At 43.7% G+C, this 26,286-nt stretch carries 26 protein-coding genes; 11 read left to right on the top strand and 15 right to left on the bottom strand.

Translation table 11 applies throughout. The features are described 5' to 3' along the window. Positions 1 to 482 precede the first annotated feature (482 nt). The 7 genes from lon (at position 483) to FWE37_02910 (ending at position 12,577) form a co-directional block, all read left to right on the top strand. The gene (gene lon, locus FWE37_02880; protein MCL2519935.1) at positions 483 to 2,831 is read left to right on the top strand and encodes an endopeptidase La; all 2,349 of its coding nucleotides are present in this window, start codon (positions 483 to 485) and stop codon (positions 2,829 to 2,831) included. A 476-nt stretch (positions 2,832 to 3,307) separates the two neighbouring features. After that, entirely contained in the window at positions 3,308 to 5,446 is a 2,139-nt protein-coding gene (locus FWE37_02885) for an EAL domain-containing protein (GenBank protein MCL2519936.1), read from the top strand. 18 nt (positions 5,447 to 5,464) lie between these two features. Beyond that, positions 5,465 to 8,314 carry a hypothetical protein gene (locus FWE37_02890; protein MCL2519937.1) on the top strand — a complete coding sequence of 950 codons (2,850 nt, stop codon included), beginning with the start codon at positions 5,465 to 5,467 and terminating at the stop codon, positions 8,312 to 8,314. A 251-nt stretch (positions 8,315 to 8,565) separates the two neighbouring features. Next, positions 8,566 to 10,005 carry an ATP-grasp domain-containing protein gene (locus FWE37_02895; GenBank protein ID MCL2519938.1) on the top strand — a complete coding sequence of 480 codons (1,440 nt, stop codon included), beginning with the start codon at positions 8,566 to 8,568 and terminating at the stop codon, positions 10,003 to 10,005. Next, positions 9,986 to 10,972: an N-acetylmuramoyl-L-alanine amidase gene (locus FWE37_02900; protein MCL2519939.1), complete on the top strand. Its 987-nt coding sequence runs from the start codon at positions 9,986 to 9,988 to the stop codon at positions 10,970 to 10,972. The genes FWE37_02895 and FWE37_02900 overlap by 20 nt, the downstream gene beginning before the upstream one ends. A gap of 11 nt (positions 10,973 to 10,983) precedes the next feature. Further along, positions 10,984 to 11,460, top strand: coding sequence for a hypothetical protein (locus FWE37_02905; GenBank protein ID MCL2519940.1), 477 nt, complete (start codon positions 10,984 to 10,986; stop codon positions 11,458 to 11,460). Between the two features lie 118 nt (positions 11,461 to 11,578). After that, a complete protein-coding gene (locus tag FWE37_02910) occupies positions 11,579 to 12,577 on the top strand; it encodes a flagellar filament outer layer protein FlaA (protein ID MCL2519941.1) in 999 nt (332 codons plus the stop codon). A 45-nt stretch (positions 12,578 to 12,622) separates the two neighbouring features. Here the strand turns inward: FWE37_02910 and FWE37_02915 are convergent, their stop codons facing one another. From FWE37_02915 to FWE37_02940, 6 genes are read right to left on the bottom strand one after another with little or no spacing between them, the layout of a single operon-like run. After that, complete coding sequence (locus FWE37_02915) at positions 12,623 to 13,318, bottom strand: hypothetical protein (GenBank protein ID MCL2519942.1); 696 nt, start codon at positions 13,316 to 13,318, stop codon at positions 12,623 to 12,625. A 2-nt stretch (positions 13,319 to 13,320) separates the two neighbouring features. Next, entirely contained in the window at positions 13,321 to 13,779 is a 459-nt protein-coding gene (locus tag FWE37_02920) for a hypothetical protein (GenBank protein ID MCL2519943.1), read from the bottom strand. Positions 13,780 to 13,798: 19 nt separating this feature from the next. After that, positions 13,799 to 14,515 carry a hypothetical protein gene (locus FWE37_02925; GenBank protein MCL2519944.1) on the bottom strand — a complete coding sequence of 239 codons (717 nt, stop codon included), beginning with the start codon at positions 14,513 to 14,515 and terminating at the stop codon, positions 13,799 to 13,801. Next, the gene (locus FWE37_02930; GenBank protein ID MCL2519945.1) at positions 14,505 to 15,413 is read right to left on the bottom strand and encodes an RluA family pseudouridine synthase; all 909 of its coding nucleotides are present in this window, start codon (positions 15,411 to 15,413) and stop codon (positions 14,505 to 14,507) included. The genes FWE37_02925 and FWE37_02930 overlap by 11 nt, the downstream gene beginning before the upstream one ends. After that, positions 15,413 to 15,814, bottom strand: coding sequence for a hypothetical protein (locus FWE37_02935; protein MCL2519946.1), 402 nt, complete (start codon positions 15,812 to 15,814; stop codon positions 15,413 to 15,415). The genes FWE37_02930 and FWE37_02935 overlap by 1 nt, the downstream gene beginning before the upstream one ends. Positions 15,815 to 15,862: 48 nt before the next feature. Continuing rightward, the gene (locus FWE37_02940) at positions 15,863 to 16,540 is read right to left on the bottom strand and encodes a YggS family pyridoxal phosphate-dependent enzyme (protein ID MCL2519947.1); all 678 of its coding nucleotides are present in this window, start codon (positions 16,538 to 16,540) and stop codon (positions 15,863 to 15,865) included. A 73-nt stretch (positions 16,541 to 16,613) separates the two neighbouring features. On the opposite strand from FWE37_02940, the gene FWE37_02945 reads away from it, so the two are divergent. Both FWE37_02945 and FWE37_02950 read left to right on the top strand, forming a co-directional pair. After that, on the top strand, positions 16,614 to 17,696 hold the full coding sequence (locus FWE37_02945; protein ID MCL2519948.1) for a M15 family metallopeptidase: 1,083 nt from the start codon (positions 16,614 to 16,616) through the stop codon (positions 17,694 to 17,696). Beyond that, complete coding sequence (locus tag FWE37_02950) at positions 17,689 to 18,450, top strand: SIMPL domain-containing protein (protein ID MCL2519949.1); 762 nt, start codon at positions 17,689 to 17,691, stop codon at positions 18,448 to 18,450. Before FWE37_02945 ends, FWE37_02950 begins: the two co-directional genes overlap by 8 nt. On the opposite strand, the gene FWE37_02955 is transcribed toward FWE37_02950, so the two are convergent. From FWE37_02955 to FWE37_02970, 4 genes are all read right to left on the bottom strand, one after another. Beyond that, entirely contained in the window at positions 18,447 to 19,925 is a 1,479-nt protein-coding gene (locus FWE37_02955; GenBank protein MCL2519950.1) for a DUF1957 domain-containing protein, read from the bottom strand. The genes FWE37_02950 and FWE37_02955 overlap by 4 nt on opposite strands. A 12-nt stretch (positions 19,926 to 19,937) precedes the next feature. Next, positions 19,938 to 20,546: a DUF4912 domain-containing protein gene (locus FWE37_02960; GenBank protein MCL2519951.1), complete on the bottom strand. Its 609-nt coding sequence runs from the start codon at positions 20,544 to 20,546 to the stop codon at positions 19,938 to 19,940. A gap of 466 nt (positions 20,547 to 21,012) precedes the next feature. After that, positions 21,013 to 21,831, bottom strand: coding sequence for a LysM peptidoglycan-binding domain-containing protein (locus FWE37_02965; GenBank protein ID MCL2519952.1), 819 nt, complete (start codon positions 21,829 to 21,831; stop codon positions 21,013 to 21,015). Continuing rightward, positions 21,831 to 22,007: a hypothetical protein gene (locus tag FWE37_02970; protein MCL2519953.1), complete on the bottom strand. Its 177-nt coding sequence runs from the start codon at positions 22,005 to 22,007 to the stop codon at positions 21,831 to 21,833. The genes FWE37_02965 and FWE37_02970 overlap by 1 nt, the downstream gene beginning before the upstream one ends. A gap of 417 nt (positions 22,008 to 22,424) precedes the next feature. Between FWE37_02970 and FWE37_02975 the strand changes: the two genes are divergently transcribed. Both FWE37_02975 and FWE37_02980 read left to right on the top strand, forming a co-directional pair. Continuing rightward, positions 22,425 to 22,685 carry a hypothetical protein gene (locus FWE37_02975; protein ID MCL2519954.1) on the top strand — a complete coding sequence of 87 codons (261 nt, stop codon included), beginning with the start codon at positions 22,425 to 22,427 and terminating at the stop codon, positions 22,683 to 22,685. Continuing rightward, on the top strand, positions 22,685 to 22,966 hold the full coding sequence (locus FWE37_02980; protein ID MCL2519955.1) for a BrnA antitoxin family protein: 282 nt from the start codon (positions 22,685 to 22,687) through the stop codon (positions 22,964 to 22,966). Before FWE37_02975 ends, FWE37_02980 begins: the two co-directional genes overlap by 1 nt. An 81-nt stretch (positions 22,967 to 23,047) precedes the next feature. On the opposite strand, the gene FWE37_02985 is transcribed toward FWE37_02980, so the two are convergent. The 5 genes from FWE37_02985 to FWE37_03005 form a co-directional block, all read right to left on the bottom strand. After that, positions 23,048 to 23,659, bottom strand: coding sequence for a LysM peptidoglycan-binding domain-containing protein (locus FWE37_02985; protein ID MCL2519956.1), 612 nt, complete (start codon positions 23,657 to 23,659; stop codon positions 23,048 to 23,050). Further along, positions 23,659 to 23,838, bottom strand: a complete 180-nt coding sequence (locus tag FWE37_02990) for a hypothetical protein (GenBank protein MCL2519957.1) — start codon at positions 23,836 to 23,838, stop codon at positions 23,659 to 23,661. Before FWE37_02990 ends, FWE37_02985 begins: the two co-directional genes overlap by 1 nt. Positions 23,839 to 23,909: 71 nt before the next feature. After that, positions 23,910 to 24,650 carry an ABC transporter ATP-binding protein gene (locus FWE37_02995; GenBank protein MCL2519958.1) on the bottom strand — a complete coding sequence of 247 codons (741 nt, stop codon included), beginning with the start codon at positions 24,648 to 24,650 and terminating at the stop codon, positions 23,910 to 23,912. Between the two features lie 18 nt (positions 24,651 to 24,668). Then, complete coding sequence (locus FWE37_03000) at positions 24,669 to 25,622, bottom strand: ABC transporter substrate-binding protein (protein MCL2519959.1); 954 nt, start codon at positions 25,620 to 25,622, stop codon at positions 24,669 to 24,671. Between the two features lie 81 nt (positions 25,623 to 25,703). Next, positions 25,704 to 26,286 (bottom strand): ABC transporter permease (locus FWE37_03005; GenBank protein ID MCL2519960.1); only part of this gene is annotated, 583 nt, incomplete at its 5' end.

Raw genomic sequence — 26,286 nt, forward strand, 5'->3', positions numbered from 1 at the left:
CCTTGTGCATTTATGGCTATTAGTAATAAAGCTATAGTTAATATTTTTTTCATAGTAATAGTTTAGCATAGTTTGCGGTTAAAGTAAAGTAGAATTTTTATTTACGAACTACCTTTTTAATTAAAAATTAAGAAGCTGTTCGCATAGAAATAAAATGCTAATAATCCTCCTAGAAAACAGCAGAAAAAGATATTTAAAAAGATAGAACCGCTAAAAACGCCAAAAAAAAGAATTCAAGGTAAGGGTTATAACCACGAATGACACACTGGGCCGAAGGGCTAGCCACGTGCTGCACGAATGAAGTCGATTTTATTCGTGTGTTTCGTGTCATTCGTGGTAAAATTTTCTTTATGAGAACAGGCTCTAACAATTAATAACTAAAAGTAAAAAATTCTTAATTTCCTCACAAACCCCGCCCCAAAAAAGATTACAGTAGACAAGCGTTACCTTATTTATTATCTTTATAGGCAAGGAGAGTTACCATGCCCAATATTACCCCAGTAGATGCCGTATTGCCGGCGCGTTTGCCTATTATTGCTTTGCACCTTAAACCGATATTCCCCTCTATCTTTGTGCCCATTTTGCTTAACACCGAAGAAGATTTAAAAGCCATTCAGCTGGCCCACGAAAACGGCGGTTATTTGGGTTTTGTGCTGGTTAAAGATAACGAAGCCCCCGTTACCTACGATAATTTATATTCTATCGGTACCGTAGCCAAAGTGGTTAAAGAGGTTAAATTGCCCGACAGCGCAGGCGCCGTTAATGTGTTTATTAACGCTATTAAAAGATTTAGCTTAAAAAAATGCTTAAACAAAGATTTACCTTTGCAGATAGCCGCCGAATACCTTGATGACCTGTACGAGCCGGATAACCTAGAAATTAAAGCCATGACGCGTTCGTTGATTAGCGAGCTTAAAAGTATCTCGGATAGTAATCCCTTTTTTAACGAAGAAATGCGGCTTAACATGATTAACGTTGACCAACCCGGCAAGATAGCCGATTTTGTGAGCAGTATGTTAAATACCGAGCGCGAAAAACAGCAAGATATTTTAGAAACGCTAGATATTAAAACCCGTCTTACCAAAACCTTAATGCTGATTAAAAAAGAGCAAGAGGTACAAAAAATTCAAAAAAAGGTGAGCCGCCAGCTTAACGAACGGGTGGCTAAAAGCCAGCGCGAATATTTTTTGCGTGAAGAACTTAAATCTATCAAAATAGAGCTGGGTGAAGACGATGCCAAAGGCAGCGACTACAAAAAATTTGCCGCCGCCATCGAAAAATTAAAATTAAGCGGCGAAATTAAAGAACAAGTTTTAAATGAACTGGAAAAACTTGCTACCATCGACCCGCAATCCAGCGAGTACGGGGTGGTGCGTAACTACCTCGAAACGGTGGTGGCCCTGCCTTGGCAGGCCGAAGATTACAAAGAGATAGATTTAGCCAAAGCCCAAAAAATCCTCGACCGCGACCACTACGGCCTCATCGATGTCAAAGAACGTATTATGGAGTTTTTAGCGGTACGCAAACTTAAAAAAGATGCCAAAGGCAGCATCATCTGTTTAGTCGGCCCGCCCGGTGTGGGTAAAACCAGCATTGGTAAAAGTATCGCCGAAGCTTTAGGCAAACCGTTCTTTAGGTTTAGTGTAGGCGGTATGCGCGATGAGGCCGAAATTAAAGGCCACCGCCGCACTTATGTGGGGGCAATGCCCGGTAAAATATTACAAGGATTAAAAATAGCTAAAAGCAAAGCCGCTGTTTTTATGCTGGACGAAGTAGATAAAATGGGCACCAGTTATCATGGCGACCCGGCCAGCGCTTTATTAGAAGTGCTGGACCCCGAGCAAAACCACAGCTTTAGGGATAACTACCTCGATTTACCGTTCGATTTATCGGATACGCTGTTTATTTTAACGGCCAATACGTTGGACACCATTCCTATCCCGCTGCTAGACCGTATGGAGGTTATCCGCCTTGCCGGCTACACCGAAGACGAAAAGGTAGAAATTGCTAAACGTTACATCGTGCCTAAAAGTTTAAAAAAGAACGGCCTTGATAAAGCTAACATTAAATACGACCGCCCCGCTTTAAAAGAAATCGCCGGCGGTTACGCCCGCGAAAGCGGTATGCGTAACTACGAAAAGTTAATTAACCGCATTAACCGTAAGGTAGCGGCCCAGCTGGCTTTAGCCACCGCCGAAAAACCTTTTGAGCCGGTGAAAATTGAAGTGGCTAACCTCGAAAAATATTTAAAGCAAGCCCCCTTTAACAACGATGAAAGCCGCAAAATAACCCGGCCCGGTACGGTGATTGGCCTAGCGTGGACGAACTTTGGCGGCGACACCTTAATGATAGAAAGTGTGGCTATTCCCGGCAAAGCCGGCCTCGAGCTTACCGGCCAAATGGGCGAAGTAATGAAAGAAAGCGCCCATTTAGCTTACAGTTATGCCCGCCTTGCCGCTCCTAAATTAGACGCACGTAAAGATTTTTTTGATAAGCACACTATCCATTTGCACATTCCCGCCGGAGCCACCCCTAAAGACGGCCCCAGCGCCGGCATCACTATGGCCAGCGCCCTCATTAGCTTGGCTAGCGGCCGTAAAGTAGCCAAAGGGTTTGCCATGACCGGCGAGCTTAGCCTTGTGGGCAACGTGCTGCCCATCGGTGGCCTAAAAGAAAAAACACTGGCGGCCCGCCGGATTAAAATTAAAGATATAATTATCCCCAAAGCTAACGAGCGCGACTTAAGTGAGATTGACGATACCATTAAGGAAGGTATTACCTTTCACCCCGTTAGCCACTACGATGAGGTAGCTAAGCTGCTGTTTAGTTAGCGGGTTAGCAGTGGTTAAGTTTTTTTGGCTTGACTTTAACTAAAAAATAAGGTATTATAGGGGTATAAAAACTGAGGCTGGCAAAGCCAGCCTCAGAAAAATGTAAAGTTATTTTTAATATAACTTCTGTAGTGCTACTACGAGCAGATATGCGGTAAACAACAATGCTCGTAGTAGTGTTTTTTCACTTACATACATTTTTTACACCTCCTTAAGTACAAAATTACAGGTTTTGCCTGCGGTTTTCCTACCTAATTCAGCGTTCTGCTTACCAAACCCACAGCGGGGCTCTAGGTAATATATTAGCATATAACAGCTTTTTTGGCAATCCAAAAATTTTTAGCTGGCTTTAACTAAAAAATAACCCCGCCATTAGTGTTCCCCTTTCCCCAATAATCACCGTTAAAACGCTTACTTTACCGGTTTACAAAATACTATAAATATGCTATGCTTACCATGATGGTTACAAAAAAATAATGAAAACTCAATCAGTTATAACTAAATTCGGCGATAATTTGGTAACTTTATTAAATAAATTAAGCAGCAATAGTTATGTAATAGCTATTCGGCAGGGTTTTCTTTTTGCTTTGCCGGCTTTAATTATTTTTAGTTATGCTTTTTTAGCGCTAGAGCTGTTGTCTTTACGCTCTACCGTTGCTATAAACAACGGTATATGGGTTAATTTTTTAATTTATATTTACAACGGTACGGCGTACACGATTGCGCTGCTTATTTTAATGGGTATAGCTTATAATATTGCCCGCCACCACGAACACAACGCCGATATTGATATAACCAGCAGTAAACCGCTTTTAACTACGTTAATTACTATTTGCTGTTACTTTGCTTACATTCCTCCTTTTAATAATTATGGGGTGGTGCTGCATGCAAGCGGCTTAAATAATGTTTTACCGGCCATTATTATTGGTATAGTTGCCCCTAAAATGTTTTACGCTTTTACTAAATTTAAACGGCTGCGGATAAATGCTTACTTTGATATTAGCTACCCCATGGCCACCAAAGTGTTAAATACCTTAGCGGCTAGTTTGCTTGTGATTAGCTTTTTTGCTTTTTTACATACCGTTTCTGTAACTTTTAATTTTAGATTAATCGATTCTATCTTTCATATGGTTGCTGAAGGGGTGCCTCCGGCCGAAAGCGGCAACTTAATCCGCTATCTTTATTATACTGTGTTTCGTAACGTCTTACTATTTTTTGGTGTAGCCGATTATGGGCATTTGCATTCTTCTATCGAGCTTTTTTCCTCTTTTAATTTTGGCCAAAGTTTTTTAATGTTTCAACACTTTGTCTTTTTAGGCGGCAGCGGGGCTACATTGGGTTTACTGGTTAGCATGCTTATTGTTAATAAAAACAATAAATTACGCTGGTTTGCGCAAGTTAGCCTTATGCCTTCGTTATTTGGTATCGGCCAAATTTTACTATACGGCCTGCCGCTAATTTTTAACCCCGTTTTTATCATACCTTTTATTTTAACGCCTATAATTTTATTGCTAACCAGCTTTTTAGCTATACACGTTGGGTTTATTGATTTGAGCGATGGCGGCCTTGCCGTACAGTTATTGCCCATCTTTTTCTCGGGTTATACCGCCGCCGGCAGCTGGCGCGGCGTGGCTTTACAATTTATCAATTTAATTATAAGTATAGCCATTTATTTGCCTTTTACTTTAGCTTATAAAAATCTTAACAAACGCGATACCGTTAAAGATAAACACGATTTAATTAATGCTTCTATCAATAAATTTGTAACCGAAAGCAGCTATATTACCGCCCGTAACGACAGCGTAGGCGGCATGGCCCAACTGTTAAGCGCCGATTTACGTAAAGCCATAGCCCGTAACGAGCTTTATTTGCAATACCAGCCGCAGGTAGATGTGGCCCAGCTGGAAAACCAGCGTGTGGTAGGGGTAGAGGCTTTGCTGCGCTGGACGCACCCGGTGCACGGCGTTATCCCGCCGCCTACCATCACTACCCTAGCCGCCGAAGGCAACTTTTTAAGCGAGCTTAGCAGCTGGGTTGCCGAAGAAGCCGCTAAAACTTTACGCAACTGGCGTAACAAAGGATTAACCGGCATTTGGATGTCAATCAATCTTAGCGCCATCGAGATGGACGATATAACTACCGCTAAAAAAATTATCGCCATTTTAAAAAAATACGATATACCGCACGAGCTTTTTAGGGTAGAAATTACCGAAGAAATGGCCTTAACCATTAACGAAAATGTTAAAAATACGGTGGGCGAGCTAGCTAATGCCAAAATCCCTATTGCTATAGACGATTTTGGTATGGGCCACAGCAGCGCTATTTACCTTAAGCACTTCCCCATCAGCACCTTAAAGATAGACCGCGTTATCTCGGAAGATATAGTAACCAACCAGCGCAGCAGTATTATTTTAGATGGCCTTGTAGATATTTGCAAGCGTTTAAATATTACAATGGTGGTAGAATACACCGAAGATTACGAACAAATCGCTGCCCTGATTGAAAAAGGCTGCCATATCTTTCAGGGATACTTTTTTTCGCGGCCGCTTATGGAAAATGATGCCTACGATTTTATTATACGCAATATCGAAAAAGGAAAACTTTTAGTTATTTAGCCGGCTCCTAGCCTACCTTTGACAAAAAGCGAAGAGAGGTATAAGATAGAGATAAAGAGGGCTGCAATGTACCATATCTTTATTAAAATTTATGCTTATTCGCAATTAAGCCGTATTAATAATAAATTACTTATTAACCTAGAAGAACAAATTGAGCGGCTGGTTAGCCGTTATGCTTTATTGCGCGGCGAAAAAGGGCATTATTATTTGCCTTCTTCTTACTACGAAAGCAAATTTACCTGCCTAGAGGCAGCTTGTAAACTTAAACATATTTTTGATAAATATCTAAGTTACGGTTATGCCATTTTAGTTCATCATAGCACCGATGAAACAAACGAAGAAACTTGGTTGTTTTACCAAGTTTCTATCGATAATCAAATTTGGCTTACGCCGGTCAGCTTACCTTTTTTTGAAGGTTATGCCGAAGTTACCTCCTACGATAAATTGTTAATGCTTAAGCAATTTAAGCCGCCGGCTAACATTATAACTACTTTAAAAGCCAACTATTTAAGCCAGCCGCAACTGCCAACCCTGGTGGCCGAACATTTAACTGCCCTTAAAAGCGGCCCTTATAACGTGCTTAACTTTATGTCGCCGGCCGGTTTTGGTAAAAAAATTAGCTTACAAAATTATCTTAATAATCAACCGAAAATTAACCAGCTTAATTATTTATGGCTTAACCCTTATCCAGCGCTTTACGGCGACTACGAAGCCTTTAAGCTGGCTTTACCCCCCATTTTTTTAAGTTATTTACTTAATAATCAACTATTAGGCGCTTACCACAACCGCTTAGCCGGTTTGGTAACGGCGTTAATCAGCGAGCTAAAGAGCCCTTTAATTAACGACTATTTAATTGAAGATTTAAAAATTTTATACACAATTTATTTGACGGAATACGCCAAAGCTTTAACGGCCGGCGGAGCGGCGGCGATTATGGTCATAGAAAACATTAAAGATTTTTCACCGCTTACGCACCCGCTGCTTTTAACTATTTTTGAGCAGTGCCAAAAAGAAAAAATATTAATTATCACCTTAAATAAAGAAAGTTATGCTAACCTTTTCAACCTACCGGTAACCAATACCGAAGCCGTTAAAACCACCACTAGCGATGTTAACCCTTACGCCGCCTTCCTTATAGAGTGGCAGCAAAGCCGAGTAAGCCGAGCCTTTAACAGTAATTATAATTTAATGGCCGCCGTACATTATTTGCTAAGCACTTTTGATAATTTTTCGCTTAAAGCCATCTATTTGCTCACTTTAAGCGACGGTATGTTAGTAATAGAAAAGTTATTTAAAAAAATGCTCTTGCCAGAAGAAGAGTTAGTTATTAACCAAGCTATAAAAAATTTTAAAGAATTACAAATTATCGATAACACTCTCAGCCCGCGTTTATTAATAAGCGAATTTAAAACTGCTATCGAGAATTACTTACTTAAAGAGGTAAAGGCGCAGCTGTTACAGCAGGTAGCTTTAACGGCTTACCAACTATGGCACGCCGGCCACTATATTAACCTGCATTTTTTATTTTTATTGCTGGAAAAAGCCGTACTCACCAAAGAGGCCCTAGAGGTGCTTTTTAACTACCTTTCGCTGCGGCTTAATGCCCGTTTAGACATTTTACCATTACTTAATAAATTTAAAGCGATAGAACATTTGCTGTTTAACGACGAAGAACAAACCGGTTTTGATAACTTAAGCAAGGCCCTTATCTTACGCGGCGAGCTGTTAAGCGGTAAAATTAATCAAAATTTAATCAGCGATGACAATGCCAACAATATTTATCGAGCCTCTTTAAACTTAGAGTTATACAAAGCGGCTGTGGTTACCGCCGGCAGCGATTCGCCTTTATTAATTAAAGATATTTTATTTGCATTTAGCAAATTAAAACAACCTTTCGGCGAAACGCTGGCCAACATCGAGATGGCCGGCGCCTTTTTAAGCAAGGCCGAGTACCGTAAAGCGCAAGATTACATCGAAATTTCGCAGCACTTAGCCGAAAGCGCCAATTTTAGCTACGGCTTACTGGTGGCCTTAAGCCTCGAGGTAGCCTGCGCCTTTGGTTACGGCAATTTAGCCGCCGCTTTGCGCGCCGCCGCCAAAGGCATTAGCCTTGCCGAACGTGTGGGCTTACGCCATAAAGAAATATTTTTTAGGTTTACCCAAGGCCGGGCTAACTTTGAGTGCGGCAACTACCACGAGGCCAAGCAAAACTTTGAAGAGGCCCTCGAGGTAGCCGGCCTCTATCAACTTAAAGAAGCTAACTTAGTAATTACCGCTTGGCTGGGGCGCAGCTTAGGTTACTTAGGGCAGTTTTTTGAGGCGCAAAGTATTTTAACCCCTTTAACCAGCGAAGAAGGCCTGTTTTATTGCGCCGAACTAGCCTATTTACAGCATAACTATAGTGAAGCTTATAATTTATTAAAAACTATTAAGCATATTCCCTCTAACCACATTGTGATAACCGAAAACGAAAACTGGGCCGATGGGTACCAGCTTTTAGAAGGGCGTGCCGGCCAGCTTTTTGGCCGTAAAAAACTGTTACACCGTCTAGCTTTAGCCTTTGCAATGTTACTGCGAGGCAAACTGGGCGACAGCGAGGCCAAAAGCCATCTCGAGCGGCTTTATCCCTTGAGCAAACTTAAACCTAACGAGCCTTTCGCTTATCTTTATCCGTTTTACATCAGTCTTTTATTGGAAGATGATGGCGTACAGCAAAAAGAGCGGGCGGGCGCCTTAAACAAAGCCCTCATCTTGTTAAATAACCGGGCCAGCCGTTTTGATAATTTACGTCTGCAAGAAAATTTTTTACACAAAAATTATTGGCATAAAAAAATTGCCGAAGATTTTAGGGGTAAAAGCGGTTACTAAATAACTGCTTTAACTTCGATTTACTTTCTAATTTGATGTATATAAGCTATAATTAAAGCAAGAGGAGAACTTAACAATGGCGGAGAACGAAGATTACGAAGAAATTTTTGCCGAAGATTTAGACGATTTTGATGACGAGCTGGAATACGATGTAGATGACGACTACGCTATATACGACGATGATGAAGATTTTGATGATTTAGAAGATTAAAAAAACTAGACAGCCGCCATTAAGCGTGCTATAATATGTTATGAGCATCATTTTAATTTTAGGCGGCGGAGCCATGCAGCTGCCGGCCATTACGGCGGCTAAAGAGTTGGGCTACACGGTGGCGGTGGCCGATGGCAGCGCTGCTGTACCCGGCGCTAAAACGGCCGATATTTTTGAGGCGATAGATTTAAAAGAGCAACAACTGCTGTTAGATTATGCTCAAAGATTAAATAAAGAAGGCCAAGTGGCCGCTGTTTTTACGGCCGCTACCGATTTTTCGGCCAATGTAGCCTACTTAAACGAGCAACTGGGCCTAAAAGGCCACAGTTATGAAGCTGCCCTAAATGCCACTAACAAAGTACGCATGCGAAAGACGTTGGTTAATGCCGGCGTTAACTGCCCGAACTTTACTTTTTATCGGGCCGGCGACCCGCTGGAGCCGCTCTTAGCCGCTATTAATAAGTGGGGTAATCACTTTAATGTGGTGGTAAAACCGGTGGATAATATGGGTGCGCGCGGCGTTATGCAAGTAACGGCCCCGCAGCAACTGGCCGCCGCCTTAACGAACGCTTTGGCCTACAGCCCCAGCGGCGAGGCGATTATTGAAGAATTTATTGACGGCTTCGAGTTTAGTATCGATTCACTTATTTTTGATGATGAACATATTATCTGCGGTATCGCCGACCGGCATATTTACTTTCCGCCCTACTTTATCGAAATGGGGCACACTATGCCCTCTAACTTTCCGGCCGAAAGCTTAAAGCTGGTGCTTAACGAATTTAAAAAAGCCTGCCGGGCGCTTGGTTTAAGCTGGGGCGCCGCCAAAGGCGATATGAAACTTAACAGCAAAGGCCGGGCAGTGGTAGGCGAGATAGCGGCTAGATTGTCGGGCGGGTATATGTCGGGCTTTACTTACCCCTTAAGCAGCGGCGTTAATTTAACTAAAGAAACTTTACGCTTAGCGCTTGGTGAAACCAACTTAAATTTAACCCCTACGCAGCAGTTAGTTTGCGCCGAGCGAGCGTTTATTTCGATACCCGGTGAGGTAATAAGCATAGAAGAGCTGGATAACCCGCGCCAAACGGCCGGCTTTCAGCAACTATTTATGCGGGCCGAAGTAGGCAAAAGGTTGGTTTTTCCGCGTAATAATGTCGAAAAAGCCGGTAACGTGCTGTGCACCGCCGATAGTTACGACAAAGCCATCAGCCGGGCCGATAAGGTACGTAAAGCCATCTTTATTAGGCTTAAAGCCGGCGATGACGAAACTAAAGAGTTTTTACAAAGTGATGAAGGTTTGTCATCGGCTTTTGTAGACGGCCTAGATTATAACGGCTTAAGCCAAGACGAAGTGGCCGTATATTTTAAAAAAATAACCGGCGGCGATATAAATAGCTTAATAACTGACGATAATTTTAACAAGGCCTTAACAAAAGGCAGCTTACAAGGAGCAGTTTGGTACTTTGATAGCTTTAAAAGCTAAATTAATTATAGCAAGTTATTTACTATTGGCTACCGGTTTAGCCGCCCAGCAGCGCACCTTGCAAAGCCTGCTGGAAGCCACAGAGGCGCAGTTTTTTTGGGACAGCAGCCGCAGTATCGGTTTGCTTTTTAAGGCCGGACGGACGGTAACTATTAACACCGAAGCCGGTTTTATGTTGCTTAACGGCCAAAATAGCCGGGCCGGTATCTCTTGGCAAGACGGCGGCTTAGTTTTTGATGCCGCCACCGCTATGCGTATAGAAAGATTTTTACTTAATCTTAGCCAACATCGGGTAAGCGTTATTTTAATTGATGCCGGGCACGGCGGGCGCGACCCCGGTGCCATCGGCCGCCACCCCGGTTTTAATGTTTACGAAAAAGACGTTACCTTAGCCATCGCCCTCGAGCTGGCACGGCTGTTACGGGCACGCTTTCCCGACAAACAAATTTTGCTCACCCGCAATGACGACCGTTTTATCTCGCTGGAAGACCGTATCGAAATAGCCAACCGCAACGCCGGCCGGCTGGCCGAAGGCGAAACCGAAATTTATATTTCTATCCACGCTAACGCCGCCTTTAACCGCGAGGCGCGCGGCTTTGAGGTGTGGCGGCTGCCCGATAGCACTATTAGGCATAACTTAGTAAATGACGATAATTTAGACCCGCAAACCCGGCAGGCCATCAGTATGGTGCGCAACGCCGAATTTTTGGCCGAAAGCCAAATCTTAACGGCTCATCTGCTAAGGGCAATGGAAGATGATTTAGGTAATGACACTTTAAATAGGGGTGAGCGCGTTGAAGAATGGTTTGTGGTACGCGGCGCCAATATGGCGGCCGTACTGGTAGAGGTGGGTTTTGTCAGTAATTATGAAGAAGCGCGGCGTTTAAATGACCCCACCCACTTGAATTTAATAGCCCGTTCGCTTTATACTGGGTTGGTAAATTTTGTTAGTTACTTTGAGGAATAACAGGTTCATAAATGAAAAAAAAGATGATTATCGGGGCTGTGTTTAGCTTACTTTTTTTGTTATTTTTAGGTATAAGCTTAGTTTTTATGGGCAGCAATACCGAAATTAATAGAAGGGTGTTGTTTTTTTACAACGATGTTAATGGGCAAATAGTTGGTAATGCAATAGGTATAACCGGCCGGGCCAGCAAAGAGCAAAATATTGAGGCTTTAACCGATTTTTTGCTAACTTTACCGCTTAATAGCGCCGAACTACGGCCAATTTTAGGGGCCGGCGGCGAGGTTTTTTTGGTAAGTTTAGTAGATAGCAGTTGTTTTATCGATATAAGGCTTAACAATTTAGCCGAACTGGCAAAGCAGGGCATTAACTTTAGGCAAGATTTTGAGTTAATTGAAAAAACTATTTTATTTAACTTTCCTGCTCTTAGTAATGTTAATATTACCATTAACGGGGCGGTACCCTACCAGCTTAGTTTTACAAGCGATTAGCTATATTTACAAGAAATAACCTTGTGTTAAGCTATTTCAGTTATTGACTTTATATAGTAATAGTGTTAAAATATTATTATAAAAAGATACAATTTATACAAAAAAAGGAGCGTCATCAATGAAGCGTTTACTAGCATTAAGTGGAATTTTTTTGCTTTCTGCCGGCTTGGCCTTTGCAGAAACGAGTACACTTATCGATTTTAACGATTTAGTAGCTGATAATGGTGATCAAAATGCGGCAACCACCATCAATTTTGGGCAATTTGCCGGATCGTCATTTACACAAGCCGAAAGGGACAGTATGCAAACCTCTTTAGCTATTGCTAATTGGAATGTTATTTTTAACGCCTCGGCCCGCACCCGCCAAAGCCTGTTGCTATCTAGGACACAACAAGTTGATTCGGCATTTTTAGGCGTCGCCACAATGGGCGTGCGTATTTTCTTCCCGCCTTTTAACAGCGCAGCCAGCGCCACCATTACCCCACCGTTCGAGATTCCTTCGTTATGGTTAGCCGATGACGGCGGTGATATTAACCGCTTTGATAACCGCGGCGTGGTAAAAAATGTGGGCGAAATCCGCAGCATTTCGCTGGATATTAGAGGTCTTAACTTTCCTCACCATGTAAGTATTATCTTATCAGATTTTGACGGCCGAACCCGCGAAATTCCGATGGGCAACCTACGTTTTGACGGCTGGAGAACCTTAACTTGGAACAACCCGGCTTACGTTTTTGAAGTGCGCCGCCGCCAGCTAGAGGCTAGGCCGCTTTATCCCTTTACTATACCTTTAATTAAATTACAAGGTATTCGTATCCACCGTGATGCCTCTATGCCTTCCGGCGATTTTATCACCAACATTGCCCGCATTGAAGTAGCTTACGATTTAGCCGTACGCAACGATGTGCCGCAAGATATTGATGACGAAGCTATGTGGGGTATCCTACACGCTCGCGAAGCTACCAGAATGACCCACGAAATGCGTAACTTTGGCGAAAGGCAAATCCTAGAGTTTGTTGAAGGTATGTTAATTGATACCAGCACCCCGAGAGATTTTTCGGCCGATGGTAATATCCCAATGAACACCTTTGCCCCTACTCCGGGCGCTGCCGGTGGTTAGGCTTTAATTTAAAGCAACTTTTAAACCCTGCTTCGGCAGGGTTTTTTAATAACTTAAGCTAAAGTTAAGTGGAGTATCAACATAAAGTAAATCTATCAGCGATATAGTAAATACCGCCCGGTTAGCGGCGGCCGGTGTACCGCCAACTACAGTTAAAATGGGGCGCGGCGTAACCACCACTAAACTAAAAGACGAAGCCGTTATTTCGTTACGGGCCGCTTCCCGGCGGGCCGGCGAAGCCAAAACCCGCGCCAGTTCGTCTATGTAGCCGGCACGGCTAAAGTTTTGCGGATTAGGCAACGGTAAAAATTGCCTTAAAGCCGTTAAATTTTGCCGATTAAGATTAAAATTTAAGGTGGTAACCCGGCCGGTGGTAACGGTAAAAAGCCGATTAACTAGGGCCATATCACCTTCAGTCTCATTAAAAAACTGATTTAAATTGACAAAACTCAAGCTATAATCTACCTCAAAACTACCGCCGGCAAAACGTACTTCTTGCTGGTAATTATTTTGTTCGGCAAAAAAATTTAATCCTTCTTCAATTAAGCCGGGCAAAGCTGTAGCCTCAAAGGCGGCGGGGTTCATCAGCATATCAAGGTCTTTAAGGTAACTGCTAAACAGCGGTTTGAGAATTAGGCGGCCGCTCACCTCCCCGCTTAAATTTTCATTTAAACGTAAAGTTATTTGCTGACTGCAACTTAATAATAAAAATAAAATTGTTAATAAAATAATCTTTTTCATAGTTATCGCTCCGTGTTAAATAGTTGCAATGGCGGTAAAATGTTATGTTCAAAGTAATAAGCCTGCCAACCTCTGTGAATGCTCTGTGTTCTTGCTCTAACCCAGCCCCGTGTAACTTGCTCCGTTTGGTTAATTAAAATTAAATTATTTACCAGCGTTGTGCCGTTAGCAAAAGTTAAAATAAACCCTACCTTTGCTAAATCATCATCGATAGTTACACTCGTTAAGGCAATATGGGCGCCGTTAAAATGGCTTACGTCAGCGGCGTGGTTAGCTAAACGCCCTTGCAGCAAAGCCGCCGTGATTAAAGCCTCACCGGTAGCTACATTGTTGATGTCATAAAAATTAAAGCTAAAAAGTTGCTCTAAGTAACTAGCGGCCGCCTCTTCGGGGCTGGGGCCGGAACGGCTGCAAGCCGCTGCCGTTAAGATTAAAGTTAATATCGATAAATAATAGTTCATAACTTAAGTATAACACAAATTAATGGTCTATAGCAAAGCCAATCAGCTGCCAGCTACCACCGATAAATTCAAAAAAGTACAAGTGGCTGCTGTTCCAAAAGCCGTCCCAATAACGCCAATGGGTAAGCTGGCTGGGGCTGCGCTCCGCCGAATTTACCGTTAGCACCGCGCGGGCGCTATCTAATAATATGATGGTGCGGCTCTCCAGCCGGTATAAATCGCTTAAGTTAAGCTGCTTAAAATGATACGTAGCCAGTAACTCGCTGTAAAAAGCCAGCTGTTGGCTTTGGTTTAAACTGCGTGCATAACCCGGCAAAGTAAAACTTGCGCCCAGCAGTTGCTGCAAAAGCAAACCGGTGTCGTTAGTGATAAGGGCCGTTAGATAGTTAATAAAAATCTCATCGATGATTGCTCGGGGGTCATCACCGTCAAAGAGGGCCGCCACTTCTTCCAGCTGCCTTACAGGGGCCGTTGCCGCTAACATTAGCGTGCCGGCCGCAGGCTCAACTTGCTCGGTATCAATTAACGTTAAAAAATGACGCGCTAAGTTACGGTAGCGCCGCGCCCGCCGCCGGTCGCCAAGTTCGCTAAATTTATCGGCCACCTGCTGCATACTACCGGCCAAACGAGGATAGTCGCCGGCTAAAAAAGGCGTGGCTAAATTAGCGGCATCAACATAAATATTGCTAGACACTAACATAATTAATAACAGCAACAAATATTTTTTAACTTTCATTTATCTCTCTTAAATAACGATAAAACCGCTCCGGCGCTTTGGCCATAAAGGTGCGCGGCTCGCTTTCGCTCGGCAAAGTTAGCCGCAGCTTCCACGCATGCAACATTAACCCTTCGTCTTTACCGTAAAGATTATCGCCCACAATCGGCTGGCCCATATAAGCGCTATGCACCCTAAGCTGATGCGTGCGGCCGGTAGACGGCTTAAATAACACCAAACTAACTTTCCCATAGTTTTTTAATAAAGTGTAATTAGTGATGGCACGCTTGCCGCGATTTTCATCATCACCGCAGCAAAACAGCAGGCGGTTACGGCGGCTGCGAGCAATATAATTATCAATTAATCCGCTTAACGCTAACTGACCATCGATAAAATTGTGCACTAAAGCTAAATAACGTTTTTGTACCCGCCGCTCTTTAAATTGATGAGCTAAAAAGTTATGCGTTTTTTCATTTTTAGCGGTAATAATAACGCCGGAGGTATCCATATCCAACCTGTGCACAATGCCGGTACGGTAATCTCCGCCGCTTAGCCCCAAATGATAAGCCAAAGCATTAGCCAAAGTGCCGTCGGGCCGGCCGGCGCCGGGGTGCACCGCCATACCTTGTTCTTTATTAATCACACAAACATTATCATCTTCATAAATAATATTAAGCGATATATCTTGCGGCTGTAAAGTACTCACTAATGGCAGCCAGCTAAACTTTAAGGTATCGCCGTTATGCACCAACTGGCTCAGTTTGGCCGCTTTGCCGTTAATTTGCAGAGCGGTAAGCCGGTTCTTGAGCTGGCTGCGCTTAAGGGTTGCGGTGTAAGCCGCTATATATTGGTCTACCCTGAGAGGGGCGCCGTTTAAACTAACTATCTCTGCGTGCTCCAAATATTGCGCGTGCGTCATCACGGCCTCCGTAATCCTAATAAAAAATCTATTAAAGCAATAGTTAGCGCAACGCCGGTACTGCCCATTAACAGCAGCTCGATTTGCCGCTCCATCGGCAGCTGGCTAAGGTTGGTTACTCCGAGTACCAGCATACCCACGCTAAAACTCACCGGGAAAGCTCCCACCGTAATAATACCAAAACGCAGCAGCGTACGCACGGCGGGGTGAAACTCGTTTGCACCGTAAGCCTCTGCTTGCATTAACTTTAAGTTATGGTTATAATTAGCTATATCAAAACCTGCGTATGTAAACGATGGACTAAAAGTAAGCCCATTAAAAAGATGCGTTATCCCTACATCTTGTGCCGACAAAGTTTTACTAAAAGTGATTAATAAAAAAATTAAGCTAAATATTTTCATGGTCAATTTATTTTCCTTTATCATTAATCTAACTTAATTTAAACTACATTATAGCCGGCTACCAAATAAAGCCGTGCCCAGCCGCACCATTGTGCTGCCGGCGGCTATGGCCGGCTCGTAATCGCCGCTCATACCCATACTTAAGGTATCTAATTTAAAGCCGGCCAGTTTTAAATCGCTGTAAGCCTGATAAACCAGCTTAAAAGTAGCCGCCGCTAAATCGGGCCGGTTAGGGGCTATCACCATCAAGCCTTTAAGCTGCAAATTGTTAAGGTCGTTTATTAACTGCGCTAAATCAAGTAATTGACGATAGTTTACTAAGCCCTCTTTCGTGGCTTCGGCCAGCGGATTATATTGCATAAGTACCTCCAGCGGCTCGGCCTTAGCCCAAAACCGGTTAAGTTTAACGGCCAGCTTAGCCGAATGCACAGTATCCACACTATCAAATATATTAATAGCCTGCTTAACTTTATTGCTTTGTAAGTGGCCAATTAACCTTAATTTAAGCCGCCGCTCGGCCTTTAAAGCCCGCCACTCATCATTATCATATTTTTGCTGCGCCTCTTGCACATAATTTTCGCCAATCTGGCTTACCCCTAGTTTAACTACGGTGCAAACTTTGTCAAGGCTTTGCCCTTTAGCGGCGGCACAAATCGTCAGCGGCGGCCCGTTTGGCCGGCCCAGCCGGTAAATTTGGTTTATTATTGCGGTAGGTTGCTGGTTCATTGTTACAAAATTGTTAAAAAAGGCCTAAAGCTGGTTGCTTTTTTGCCAAACTCCCCCTATAATATAACATATTATGTTAAAAAAATACACATTGTTAGCCGTTTTTTTACCGTTTTTACTTACTTTTTTAAGTAGCAACGGCCGCGACTTAGCCGACAGACAAAATATTTATAACGATAAAATACTGTATTATTTTGCCGAGCGTGGTTTTAATTTAAGCGACTTAATCCAGTTTAATTTTACATCGGCTAATATCGAAAACTTACTTAGGTTGATGGCGGTGCGCGATGGCTACCCGGGCCTGATTAATTATATGAGTTACCAGCCGCAATATAACGATTGGCTGCTTACTTTTTACAACCGGCAACAGCTGTTTTTTGCCGGCAGCCGTATGCTGCCGCTGGAACTACTAAGCGAAACTGCGCGCTTTAGGCCCTTTATCAGCTACCAACTGCGCGAGATTGACGACCCGGCCGATTTTAGCGCCGAGCGTATTAACAACCTGCACGCTAGGTACAACCCGCATTTAGTTACCCCGCAACCGGTAACGGTGGCCGCACCGGCTAACCCGGCGCCTCCCGCCGCTCCGCCCCCGCCGCGTGTAAGCCGCAGCTACAATAGTAATTACTATAATATTATTTACGGCGGTAACACTGCGCAGCAAATTCAGCGTTTGTTGGTAAGGGTAGATTTTTTAGGATACAACTTTCTTACTCACCCTATATTAGCCCCTGTGCTGGAGCAAATAGATGAGCAAATTATGGCCCACCCCGATGAAGACGAAGAACTAACTAACTTTTTAGCCAGCCTCACCTCTATTGCTTCTTACTCTTTCCGGCCTATTTTGGGTACCACTACCCTTAGCTACCACGCCTTTGCGATGGCCGTAGATATGCTGCCGCGCAACCAAAACCAGCCTATCTACTGGGCGTGGGATGCCCGGCACAACCCATTATGGTACTTAACGCCGGTGGCTAACCGCTGGCAAATACCTGCCATAATTATAGAGGCTTTTGAAGAGCACGGCTTTTTTTGGGGCGGCCGCTGGCCGATGTACGATATTATGCACTTTGAGTACCGCCCCGAGCTGCTTAAGCTACAGCAATACCGCAACGAATTTAACCAATTTCTTTTAAGGCTGGCTAACTATGCGTAAACATTTTTTTCCGTTTTTAATAATTTTAACTGTTGTTATCACCGTTGTCTCTTTAGCCTCCAGCTTAGCGGTGGGTAACCGGCCGCGCGGGCAGCTGGCGGTACGCGGCGTGGCCGAACTAGAAGTTGAGGCCAACAAAATCACCGTAAGTTTTACCTTAAGCGATTACTTTATAGAAGAACTTACCAGCCACGATGCCGCCACCTTTAGAACGCGCGGCCCAACTATCATCGAGATAGAAGCCGAAGCTTTGGCCGTTTTAGCAACCGCCGGCTTTACCGACGTACGGCTGGACAATGCGCGTATCAACAGACGCTGGTTTAGCCTGCCTAATAACAGCAGTCTTAGCCACAGTTACAATGTACGCAGCTATAGTATTGTGGTGAGTGATTTTGCCGCCGCCGATAGGCTTTTGCAAGTAAACCTGCCCTTTAACACCACCCAATTTGCCATTACCGGCCTTGAAAATACCCACATCGAGGAGTACCGTTTACAGGTAATGCAAGCCGCTTTGGCTAATGCCCGCAGCCGGGCCGAAGCGTTAGCCGCCGGTTACGGCCGGGTGCGCGGCCTGCTTTTTGTGAGTGATGGCCAAAGCCGTATCACTGCTCCGCAAGCCGGCATTAACGCCCGCACCGCTCTTGCCGCCCCGATGATGGAGGCCGACAGCGCCGAGTTTGCGGTAAACCAAAACCTTAACCTACGCACCATTAAGTTGAGCGCCGGTGTTGATGCTATTTTTATTCTAAATTAAATAAAACGACGGTAATCGATAAATTCGTCGAAAAAGTTATACTCTTTATTATCGTTGGCTAGCCAATCTATATTAATTTTATTACTGCATATAGATTTATAAATTTGATAAAAATTATCAAAATGCCGGCTAAGTTCTTCCATCGCCAGCTCTTCGTTCACTTGCGCCTTAAGCATTAACGGTAAATCGCTGTTCATAGCCAGTAAAACTTCGCGGGCCGCTTGGTTAAGCATATGTTTTTTAATGCTGGTAGCATCGCTAAAACGGGCAGCAATGTCGTGCATACGCTCTATCATTTTATAAAGGTGCGGTAACAACCATGCATTTTTTTTATCTAACCAAAATTGATTATAACTATCTTCTTCACCCCAGCTGGAAGAAGTAATCTCCAGCTGCTGTAGATTATGAAATTGTTGCAGATAATTTTTAGCCGTAGCGCAAATTATATCATCGGCTTTAGCTAAAGCCAGTACGACTTCTTCTAAAAAGTAACTGCCCGCCGCACCCCACTGCCCCAAAAACTCTAAATCCAACACCGTTGTGATAAGCGGCGATTTACTGCCCATCAAAGCTTTAGCCGCTTTAAATTGATTTAAACGCCTTTGGCTAAAGATAGTGGCCTGCTCTTTGACTAAAGCCAGCACTTTTTCGGTATCATCAAGCAGCTGCTCGTTTTCGTTATTGTATTTTAAGTAAGCTAACTTACTTTCGTTTTTCCATATTTCGTTGGTACTGGCCCGGTCGCGGCTAAAAGCCGCCACATTACTGCCCTTAACCATCACCGGCCGGTACGTACCGCTCAGCGGCGCTTCGTTAGCATACAAAAGAGCATGGCTGGCGGTATAAAAATATTTAATATCGTATTCTTCTAATAATTTTTCAAGACCATTGTAATAACCGCAATGCGGCAGCCAAAAACCCTGCGGTTTTTCGCCCAATAGCTGTTCGTGCTGCTTAACGGCAATATCCAGCTGCGGGCGCAAAGCGTATTCGTGAAACTGAAACAGCGGCATAAAAGCCGTTGTTGCCGCCGAAGCCACAAACTCAAGGTGGCCGCTGTTACGCAAAGCAATAAACTCGTTAAAAATATTACCGTTACATAGCTTAAATTGTTTTAAAGCTTCATTAAGATGATTATAATGAAAGTTAGCCCGGCTTTGCCCCCAGCTATCGCCGCCGGCCGGCGCAGGGTTCCCTTCGGTTAAAAGTAAACTTTCTTTAAGATATTGATGATATTTCTCTTGTAATTCGTGGTTATTAAGTAAGCTAATTAAAGTTGGCGATAATACCAAGCTAAGACTAAACGGCACATTATCCCAAGCCAGCCGCTTAAGCGCCCTAATTAACGGTAAGTAAGATGAGGTAAGCGCCTCAAACAGCCAGCTTTCTTTGGCCGTATCGTAACCGGGCCGCAGATAAGGCAAGTGGCCGTATAATACTAAGTTAAAAACACCAGTTTTATTATTTAATGTCATATACCTTTACTATTATGATAAGCCGCACAGCTGCGCCGCCGTATCATCGTTTGTGCTAGCCATACCGGTATTAATGCCGGGTATTAGCTGCGATACCATAATCATGGCCTCTACGCCGTCAAAATCGGCAAATAAAGCCAGCGAATGGCTTTTTTCGGGGCTGGCCAGCTGGATAAACTGCTGGCCGTAAGCTACGGCCGAAGCATCGATGGTAACATCGGTGTGTTCAAAGTTAACTCCGTCTTCGCCTTCAGTTAAAGACGAAAGCCGCAAAAAAAAGCCCCTAAAGTTGTTGGCCGCCAGCGACGTTAGCCTAACTTTTTCTTCTATCTCCCAATAAACAAACACCCAGTAAGGGTCGCGCAATAAAAAATAAAGCGTTTGCTCGTGGTACTGCTTAGGAAAGTTAAAAACCGGGCCGTCATTTTTAGTGTAATTATCAAAAAGATACCGTTTTAGGTAGGCATTGATGGCTTTATTATTAAGCTCCAGCAGCAGCTCTTCGTATAATAAAGTAATTAAAGCGGTGCGTTCGGTATCGTCATCTACCGCAATGGCGTGATGCTCGGCTAATTTAATAAGTTCGCCGGTAGACAGCGATAATAACTTTTCTTTAATCACTCTGCTTTACCTTTCCTAAAGTTAATGTATCATAAAAGATTATAAAATGTCAACCACTAAATTTGCAGCGGCTATCTCTTTATAGATACTCGGCAAATTATAGTTGACAATTAGCTAGAAAGCTGTTATACTAATCATACTAAAAAACCTTGCCCCTGTTATCAGCAGGGGCAGGAGAATGTTAAAATAGGCATTTTAACATTTTTTGCCACTAGTTTAATACAGCGGCTGTACGGCTACTAGCATGAGTATCGTAATCATTAGTGCTAGTAGCACTTTGTTTATGGTAATACCCATAAACTTTCCTCCTTCTATAAAAATATTTGTCAACATCTTCTAGTGTAGAGGTGGAATTGCAATACTATGGCTTAAGGCCGTATGTAATTGTAATATAACCTAGTTGCTTTGTCAAGATAATAAATTAAGCAAGGTGCAATATTAAAGCCCTCTTACGAGGGCCTTAGTATTAGCGCGGACGCTCGCGCGGAATGGTAAACTCTTGGTCGGGAAAAATAAGGTCGGGGTTATGAGGGTTACGCAGCCTTGTACGGTTGGCCTCCCACAAATGCCGCCACGCAAAGCGGTCATTAAAGACTTCGGGCCGGGCGGCAATGCGCCACAGGCTTTCGCCGGGTACCACAATATGGCTTTCGGGCAGCTCAAAGTTAGCGCCAAAACCAAACATCTCTCTAAAAATGGCTAAAGCCTCATCGCTGTGGGTTACACTTTCGGCAAACTGGCCGGCCTCTAAACTAAAGGCAGCGGCGGCAATAGCTTCTTCCGCCCTATTAAACAGCTCGCTGCGGGTGGTGTCAAAGCTACGGCTGCGCGCTTCGGCTAACCACACCGCATTTAAAGCGGCAAGAGCGTTACCGGCCAGCTCGGCATCGGCGTCAGCTAAATCCTGCGGGCCGATATTAACATTGTTCTCATCGCCTATCGCTTTATCTAAAGCCTCGATAGCTTCGGCAAATAACCTTTCGGCTTCATCTATATCACCGGCTAAAAAGGCCAGCACCCCCGCTTCGCGCAGCTCGGTACTGCGTACATAATGCGGGGTACTAGCCCGGTAATCGCTTAAAGCCACACTGATATAGGTAGTGGCCTCCCGTAATAAACTAACGGCGTGGGCATAGTTGCCGGCGGTAAAAGCCAATATAGCTTGCTCGCGCAGTTCGGCACTGCGGATATAATGTGGGTTAGCGGCCCGGTAACTTTGGGGTTGGGCGGCAAGAGGCAAAACCCATACCAACAGGCATAAAAGGATAACGCTATTTTTAAACATTATGGTTGTTCTCCTTGTTGTAAAAATTCTTGCTGCCGGCGTAAAAGCTCGATAAACAGCCTTTCGGCTTCGGTTCTGTCATCATCGGCCGGTATGGCAGGAGTAGTGCCGCCACAGGCTACGATAGTTGTGGCCAAAAAAGCTGCTAAAAATAAGATAGATATAACTTTTTTCAATTACTTAGCCCTCCTCGTAAATTATTAACATGAGCACAAGCTGCTTAAGTAATAATAATATGAAAAGCTATCAAATGTCAACCCAGCTTTTTAAGAGAGGGGACTGGGTTATCCTTTTTTAATGGTATCTATAAGCGGATAGTTGCCTTTTATTAAAAGGGCTTTACAAAATAAATTATTTATGTTATAGTAAAGGTTCTCTGCCAGTTGCTAACAGCCATTTTACCACATTAGTGGTGTTTTAAAAAGTTTAAGTACTTTTTCCACCCCTGTTTCCTGCAGGGGTGGCTTTTGTATAGAGTATACATACTTTTTCGTTATTTGTCAACTATTATTTTATAGCGGTAACTCCCCATTTAAAAATACCAACTAAAGACAATAGTTGACAAGTAGAGCCTTTCGGTATATACTTTAACTATGACTCTTGAATGGAGCACGGAAAAGGACGAATTATTAAAAAAACATAGGAATATATCTTTTAAAGATATTGCTTTAGAAATTGAGCAGGATAGGTATGAGATAGATAAAAATCCTACCCGCGAGGGGCAAGTCATTTTTTATGTTACATTATCCCATATAAAGCATAAAATAGTTGTACCGGCAGTACCTACTCATCATGGTTACTTTCTTAAAACGGCTCACCAATCGCGCAAAGAAACAAAAAGGAGGCTAAAATAATGACGGCAGAAAGAGAGGCGGAATTACTAAACGAGCTTAGAGAGGAAGAAGAAGAGTTAGCTGAACTTGAAGAAACAGGTTATTTTGATGAAGGTTTTGCCAGACTAGACCAAAAACTTAAGGCCAAACGCCACCCTATTAGTATTAAGCTCCCTAGCGAGGTGATTAGTAGGTTTAAAGTTATTGCCGGACAAAACAATATACCTTACCAAACTTTAATAGGTGTAGTGCTAAAACGTTATGTTGACGGTAAAATTAAAATTGAAGAGCCTTTAGTTTAAGCAAAATAAACAACTAACGGCTGCTACAGCCCCACTAGGGCAACCCGGTAAACTAAAGCCCTCTTAACGAGGGCTTTTTTATTAACGAGGTACGCTAAGAACTTGACCGGGGAAAATAAGATGAGGATTTTCTGGGTCGTGTAATCTATCACGGTTGGCCGTCCACAGGCGCTGCCATTGGTGCATATCGCCATAAACTTCGGGCATTCTGGCAATGCGCCACAAGCTGTTACCGGGCTGTACTGTATAGCTATCTACTAACCCGCCCGGTGCACCGCGCTCGCCAAGCATAGCGTTTAAAATAGCTAAGGCACGGTCGCTGTTTAAAATACTTTCTTCAAAGTTACCCACTATTAAAGCGTCGCGGGCAAGAGCTACCAAATCTACCGCTTGCTGATAACGCTCGGCCATCGTTACGTTTAAGCCGCGCTCACGGGCCTGAATCAGCCGGATTTCGGCTAAGTTAATACCGTTGTTGCCCCTAAATCTATCCAGCTCTTCGATAGCCTCGTTAGATAACCTAATAGAAGCCGCATAGTCGCCGGCCTCTAAGGCTTGCCGTGATTGTTCGCGCAGTTCTACGCTGCGTAAATAATTAGGGTGATTAGAACGGTCGAGCGCTACTTCTTCTTGCGCCATAACAGGCAAAGTTAGCAGGGCTAAGGCTAATAACAATAATAAATTTTTAAACATTAATCAGCTCCTTGTAAAAATTCGTTTTGACGACGAAGAAGCTCGGCAAAACGTTGTTGGGCGGCCTCGCGCTCGGCCGAATCATCATCGGTTTGTGCGGCATCGGTAGTACCTCCGCAGGCTAGCATACCTGTGGCCAAGAAAATTGCTAAAAAAGTGGTAGCTATGAGTTTTTTCATCTGTTTTATTCTCCTAAGTAACTAAAACTTGCGTAAATTATACAACTTTTTTTAAAAATTTGCAAGTTAAATTAACTATTAATTACTAAAGAATTAGCTTGCAAGGCCCTTAAAATAGCTGTGCGCTGCTCAGCTTTTTTATTGCTATCCACCTTAAAACAGGCGGCAATACCGGCTGGGCTGCCTTGTAATATAACAATTTTATCGGCAATAGTTAAGGCTTCCTCAATATTATGAGTAATAAAAAGTAAAGTTAGCTGCGTTTTTTTTACGACTTCGCTCACAAAACTGCGTAACTCGTAAGCAGTTAAGGCATCTAAAGCGCTAAAAGGTTCGTCCATCAATAATAACGGCCGGCGGCAAAGCACCGCCCGCAGCAAAGCCACCCGCTGCCGCTGCCCGCCCGATAACATGTGTGGATAGTACCCCTCGTGGCCGCCTAACCCAAAGGCCTGCCAATGTTTTAAAACCTCTTTATGGGCCTCTTGCTTACTATAACCGCTTAAAATTAACGGTAAGCCGGCATTATGCACAGCGGTAAGATGAGGCAACAGTAAATCTTTTTGCTGCATATAACTAAGGTAACTGCTGGGGGCAAGGTTAGCTTGATGCCGGTTTTGATGGGGCAAAGTAAACCTTACCGTGCCGCTATCGGCCGCCGTAAGGCCGGCAATAAGATGAAAAAGTAAACTTTTACCCACCCCCGATGGCCCCACAAGGGCTACCCGGCTCAAAGCAGCTACCTCAAAACTGATGTTATGTAAAATTGGCTTATTATTAAAAGACTTATTAATATTATTAACTGCTAACATAAAATCCTTCAGAAATTATTAATCATTGATTATTAGTTTATTGGTAAATATCCTCTCGCTCTCAATATAATGACTCAGCATACCGTACTCCAGCAGCCAATGAGTGCGCCGGCTTACCCGCTCGGGCTCGGTAATGCCAAAGCGGCCGTCTTCGTTAAGGTAAAGCGGGGCCAACCTTAAAGCGCTTTGCGCCACTAAATCGGCGCTTAGGTTGGGAGCATAACTTAATAAAATGCGGGCCGTTTCTTGCGGGTTATGGGCGGCAAAATGATAACCGCGCGCTAATGCCCGCATAAAAGCTTTAGCTTGCTCCTCATTTTGATTAATAAAATTAAGATTAGCGGCTAAAATGGGCGTATAGCTGCTGCTGCCTCTAAAATCGGCAATGGCTATTTCGTTTAGCTCAATCCCCAATAGCCGGGCCGCCACGCCGTCCCAGCCGCGATAAAGCCATATCACATCGGCTACATCGTTCAGCAGGGCCGATAAATCGGCGTTACCCATTAACGGTAAGATGGTAACTAAATCGGGATTACCGCCATCGGCCGCCACAATACTGCGGATAGTGGCCTCTTCTACCGAGCCGCCCCAGCCCAAATAACGGCGGCCTTCTAAATCGCGCGGCCTTATAATGTTTAAATGAGCAAGACTAGCCAAAGCCGAATCGTCTTCCTGTAAGATGGTGGCCACCCCGATTAACGGCAAGCCGCGCTCGATGGCACGGGTTAAGGACGATTGGCTGCTAATGGCAAAGTGGGCATGACCGGCGGTAAGCAGCTCGAGGCCGTTATCGGCGGCCGGTAAAATTTGCACCGTAAGGCCTTCTTCGGCAAAGTAACCCAAGTAAACGGCCGCAAAGATACCGCTATGGTTGGTGTTAATAGTCCAATCTAACAAGATGGTAAAGGTGTCGTCTTGCTGCCGGCAAGAAAATAAAATTATAATTAATAATAAAATAGAAATTTTCTTCATAATATTCCTCTTCTAAATTGAAAAATGAAAGCTGAAAATTAATGACAATTCTCTTATCTTTCATCTTTCAACTTTCACCTTTCAATTATTTCTGTAATGTAATTTCTTTGTTACCAAGCTCTCTAAGCTGCCGGCCAATCTAAAAAAAAGTAAACTTAAAGCAATAATTAAAAAAACGGCGGCGTACATAGCCGGGTAGTTAAAACTGCGCCGGCTTTGTAATAATAAGACACCTAAGCCGCGGCTGCCGCCCAGCCATTCGCCGGTAATACAAGCCCCCACGGCATAACTGGCCGCTATCTTTAAACCGCTAAAAAACCCAAGCACGGCTTGCGGCCACTTTACCAAATAAAAAAGCTGAAAGGGGCTGGCTCCGTAACTTTTTAACAAGTTAAGATGGTCGGCGCTGGTATTTTTGATACCATTAAGGGCATTGATTAACATAGGATAACTGCAAATACTGGCCACCACCATGAGAGTGCTGGTACGGCCTAACCCAAACCAAAGTATCATTAAAGGCGCTATCACAATGGAAGGTGTGGCCTGCCACGCCACCAAAGCTGGGGTGCTTAGTTTGGTCAACGGCTTAAAACGTTCAAATAAAAAGGCCAGCGGTAAGGCGATAATTACACTTAAAGTAAGGCCCAGCAAGGTTTCGCGGGCG

Source organism: Spirochaetaceae bacterium (assembly GCA_009784515.1).
GTDB lineage: Bacteria > Spirochaetota > Spirochaetia > WRBN01 > WRBN01 > WRBN01.

Coding starts and splice junctions, on each gene's coding strand:
- FWE37_02990 (MCL2519957.1), bottom strand. CDS start 23,838: ATGAAAAAACTCATAGCTACCACTTTTTTAGCAATTTTCTTGGCCACA.
- FWE37_02945 (MCL2519948.1), top strand. CDS start 16,614: ATGTTAAAAAAATACACATTGTTAGCCGTTTTTTTACCGTTTTTACTT.
- FWE37_02935 (MCL2519946.1), bottom strand. CDS start 15,814: ATGAAAATATTTAGCTTAATTTTTTTATTAATCACTTTTAGTAAAACT.
- FWE37_02915 (MCL2519942.1), bottom strand. CDS start 13,318: ATGAAAAAGATTATTTTATTAACAATTTTATTTTTATTATTAAGTTGC.
- FWE37_02895 (MCL2519938.1), top strand. CDS start 8,566: ATGAGCATCATTTTAATTTTAGGCGGCGGAGCCATGCAGCTGCCGGCC.
- FWE37_02940 (MCL2519947.1), bottom strand. CDS start 16,540: ATGAACCAGCAACCTACCGCAATAATAAACCAAATTTACCGGCTGGGC.
- FWE37_02985 (MCL2519956.1), bottom strand. CDS start 23,659: ATGTTTAAAAATTTATTATTGTTATTAGCCTTAGCCCTGCTAACTTTG.
- FWE37_02955 (MCL2519950.1), bottom strand. CDS start 19,925: ATGACATTAAATAATAAAACTGGTGTTTTTAACTTAGTATTATACGGC.
- FWE37_02910 (MCL2519941.1), top strand. CDS start 11,579: ATGAAGCGTTTACTAGCATTAAGTGGAATTTTTTTGCTTTCTGCCGGC.
- FWE37_03000 (MCL2519959.1), bottom strand. CDS start 25,622: ATGAAGAAAATTTCTATTTTATTATTAATTATAATTTTATTTTCTTGC.
- FWE37_02930 (MCL2519945.1), bottom strand. CDS start 15,413: ATGACGCACGCGCAATATTTGGAGCACGCAGAGATAGTTAGTTTAAAC.
- FWE37_02885 (MCL2519936.1), top strand. CDS start 3,308: ATGAAAACTCAATCAGTTATAACTAAATTCGGCGATAATTTGGTAACT.
- FWE37_02920 (MCL2519943.1), bottom strand. CDS start 13,779: ATGAACTATTATTTATCGATATTAACTTTAATCTTAACGGCAGCGGCT.
- FWE37_02950 (MCL2519949.1), top strand. CDS start 17,689: ATGCGTAAACATTTTTTTCCGTTTTTAATAATTTTAACTGTTGTTATC.
- lon (MCL2519935.1), top strand. CDS start 483: ATGCCCAATATTACCCCAGTAGATGCCGTATTGCCGGCGCGTTTGCCT.
- FWE37_02975 (MCL2519954.1), top strand. CDS start 22,425: ATGACTCTTGAATGGAGCACGGAAAAGGACGAATTATTAAAAAAACAT.
- FWE37_02965 (MCL2519952.1), bottom strand. CDS start 21,831: ATGTTTAAAAATAGCGTTATCCTTTTATGCCTGTTGGTATGGGTTTTG.
- FWE37_02905 (MCL2519940.1), top strand. CDS start 10,984: ATGAAAAAAAAGATGATTATCGGGGCTGTGTTTAGCTTACTTTTTTTG.
- FWE37_02925 (MCL2519944.1), bottom strand. CDS start 14,515: ATGAAAGTTAAAAAATATTTGTTGCTGTTATTAATTATGTTAGTGTCT.
- FWE37_02980 (MCL2519955.1), top strand. CDS start 22,685: ATGACGGCAGAAAGAGAGGCGGAATTACTAAACGAGCTTAGAGAGGAA.
- FWE37_02995 (MCL2519958.1), bottom strand. CDS start 24,650: ATGTTAGCAGTTAATAATATTAATAAGTCTTTTAATAATAAGCCAATT.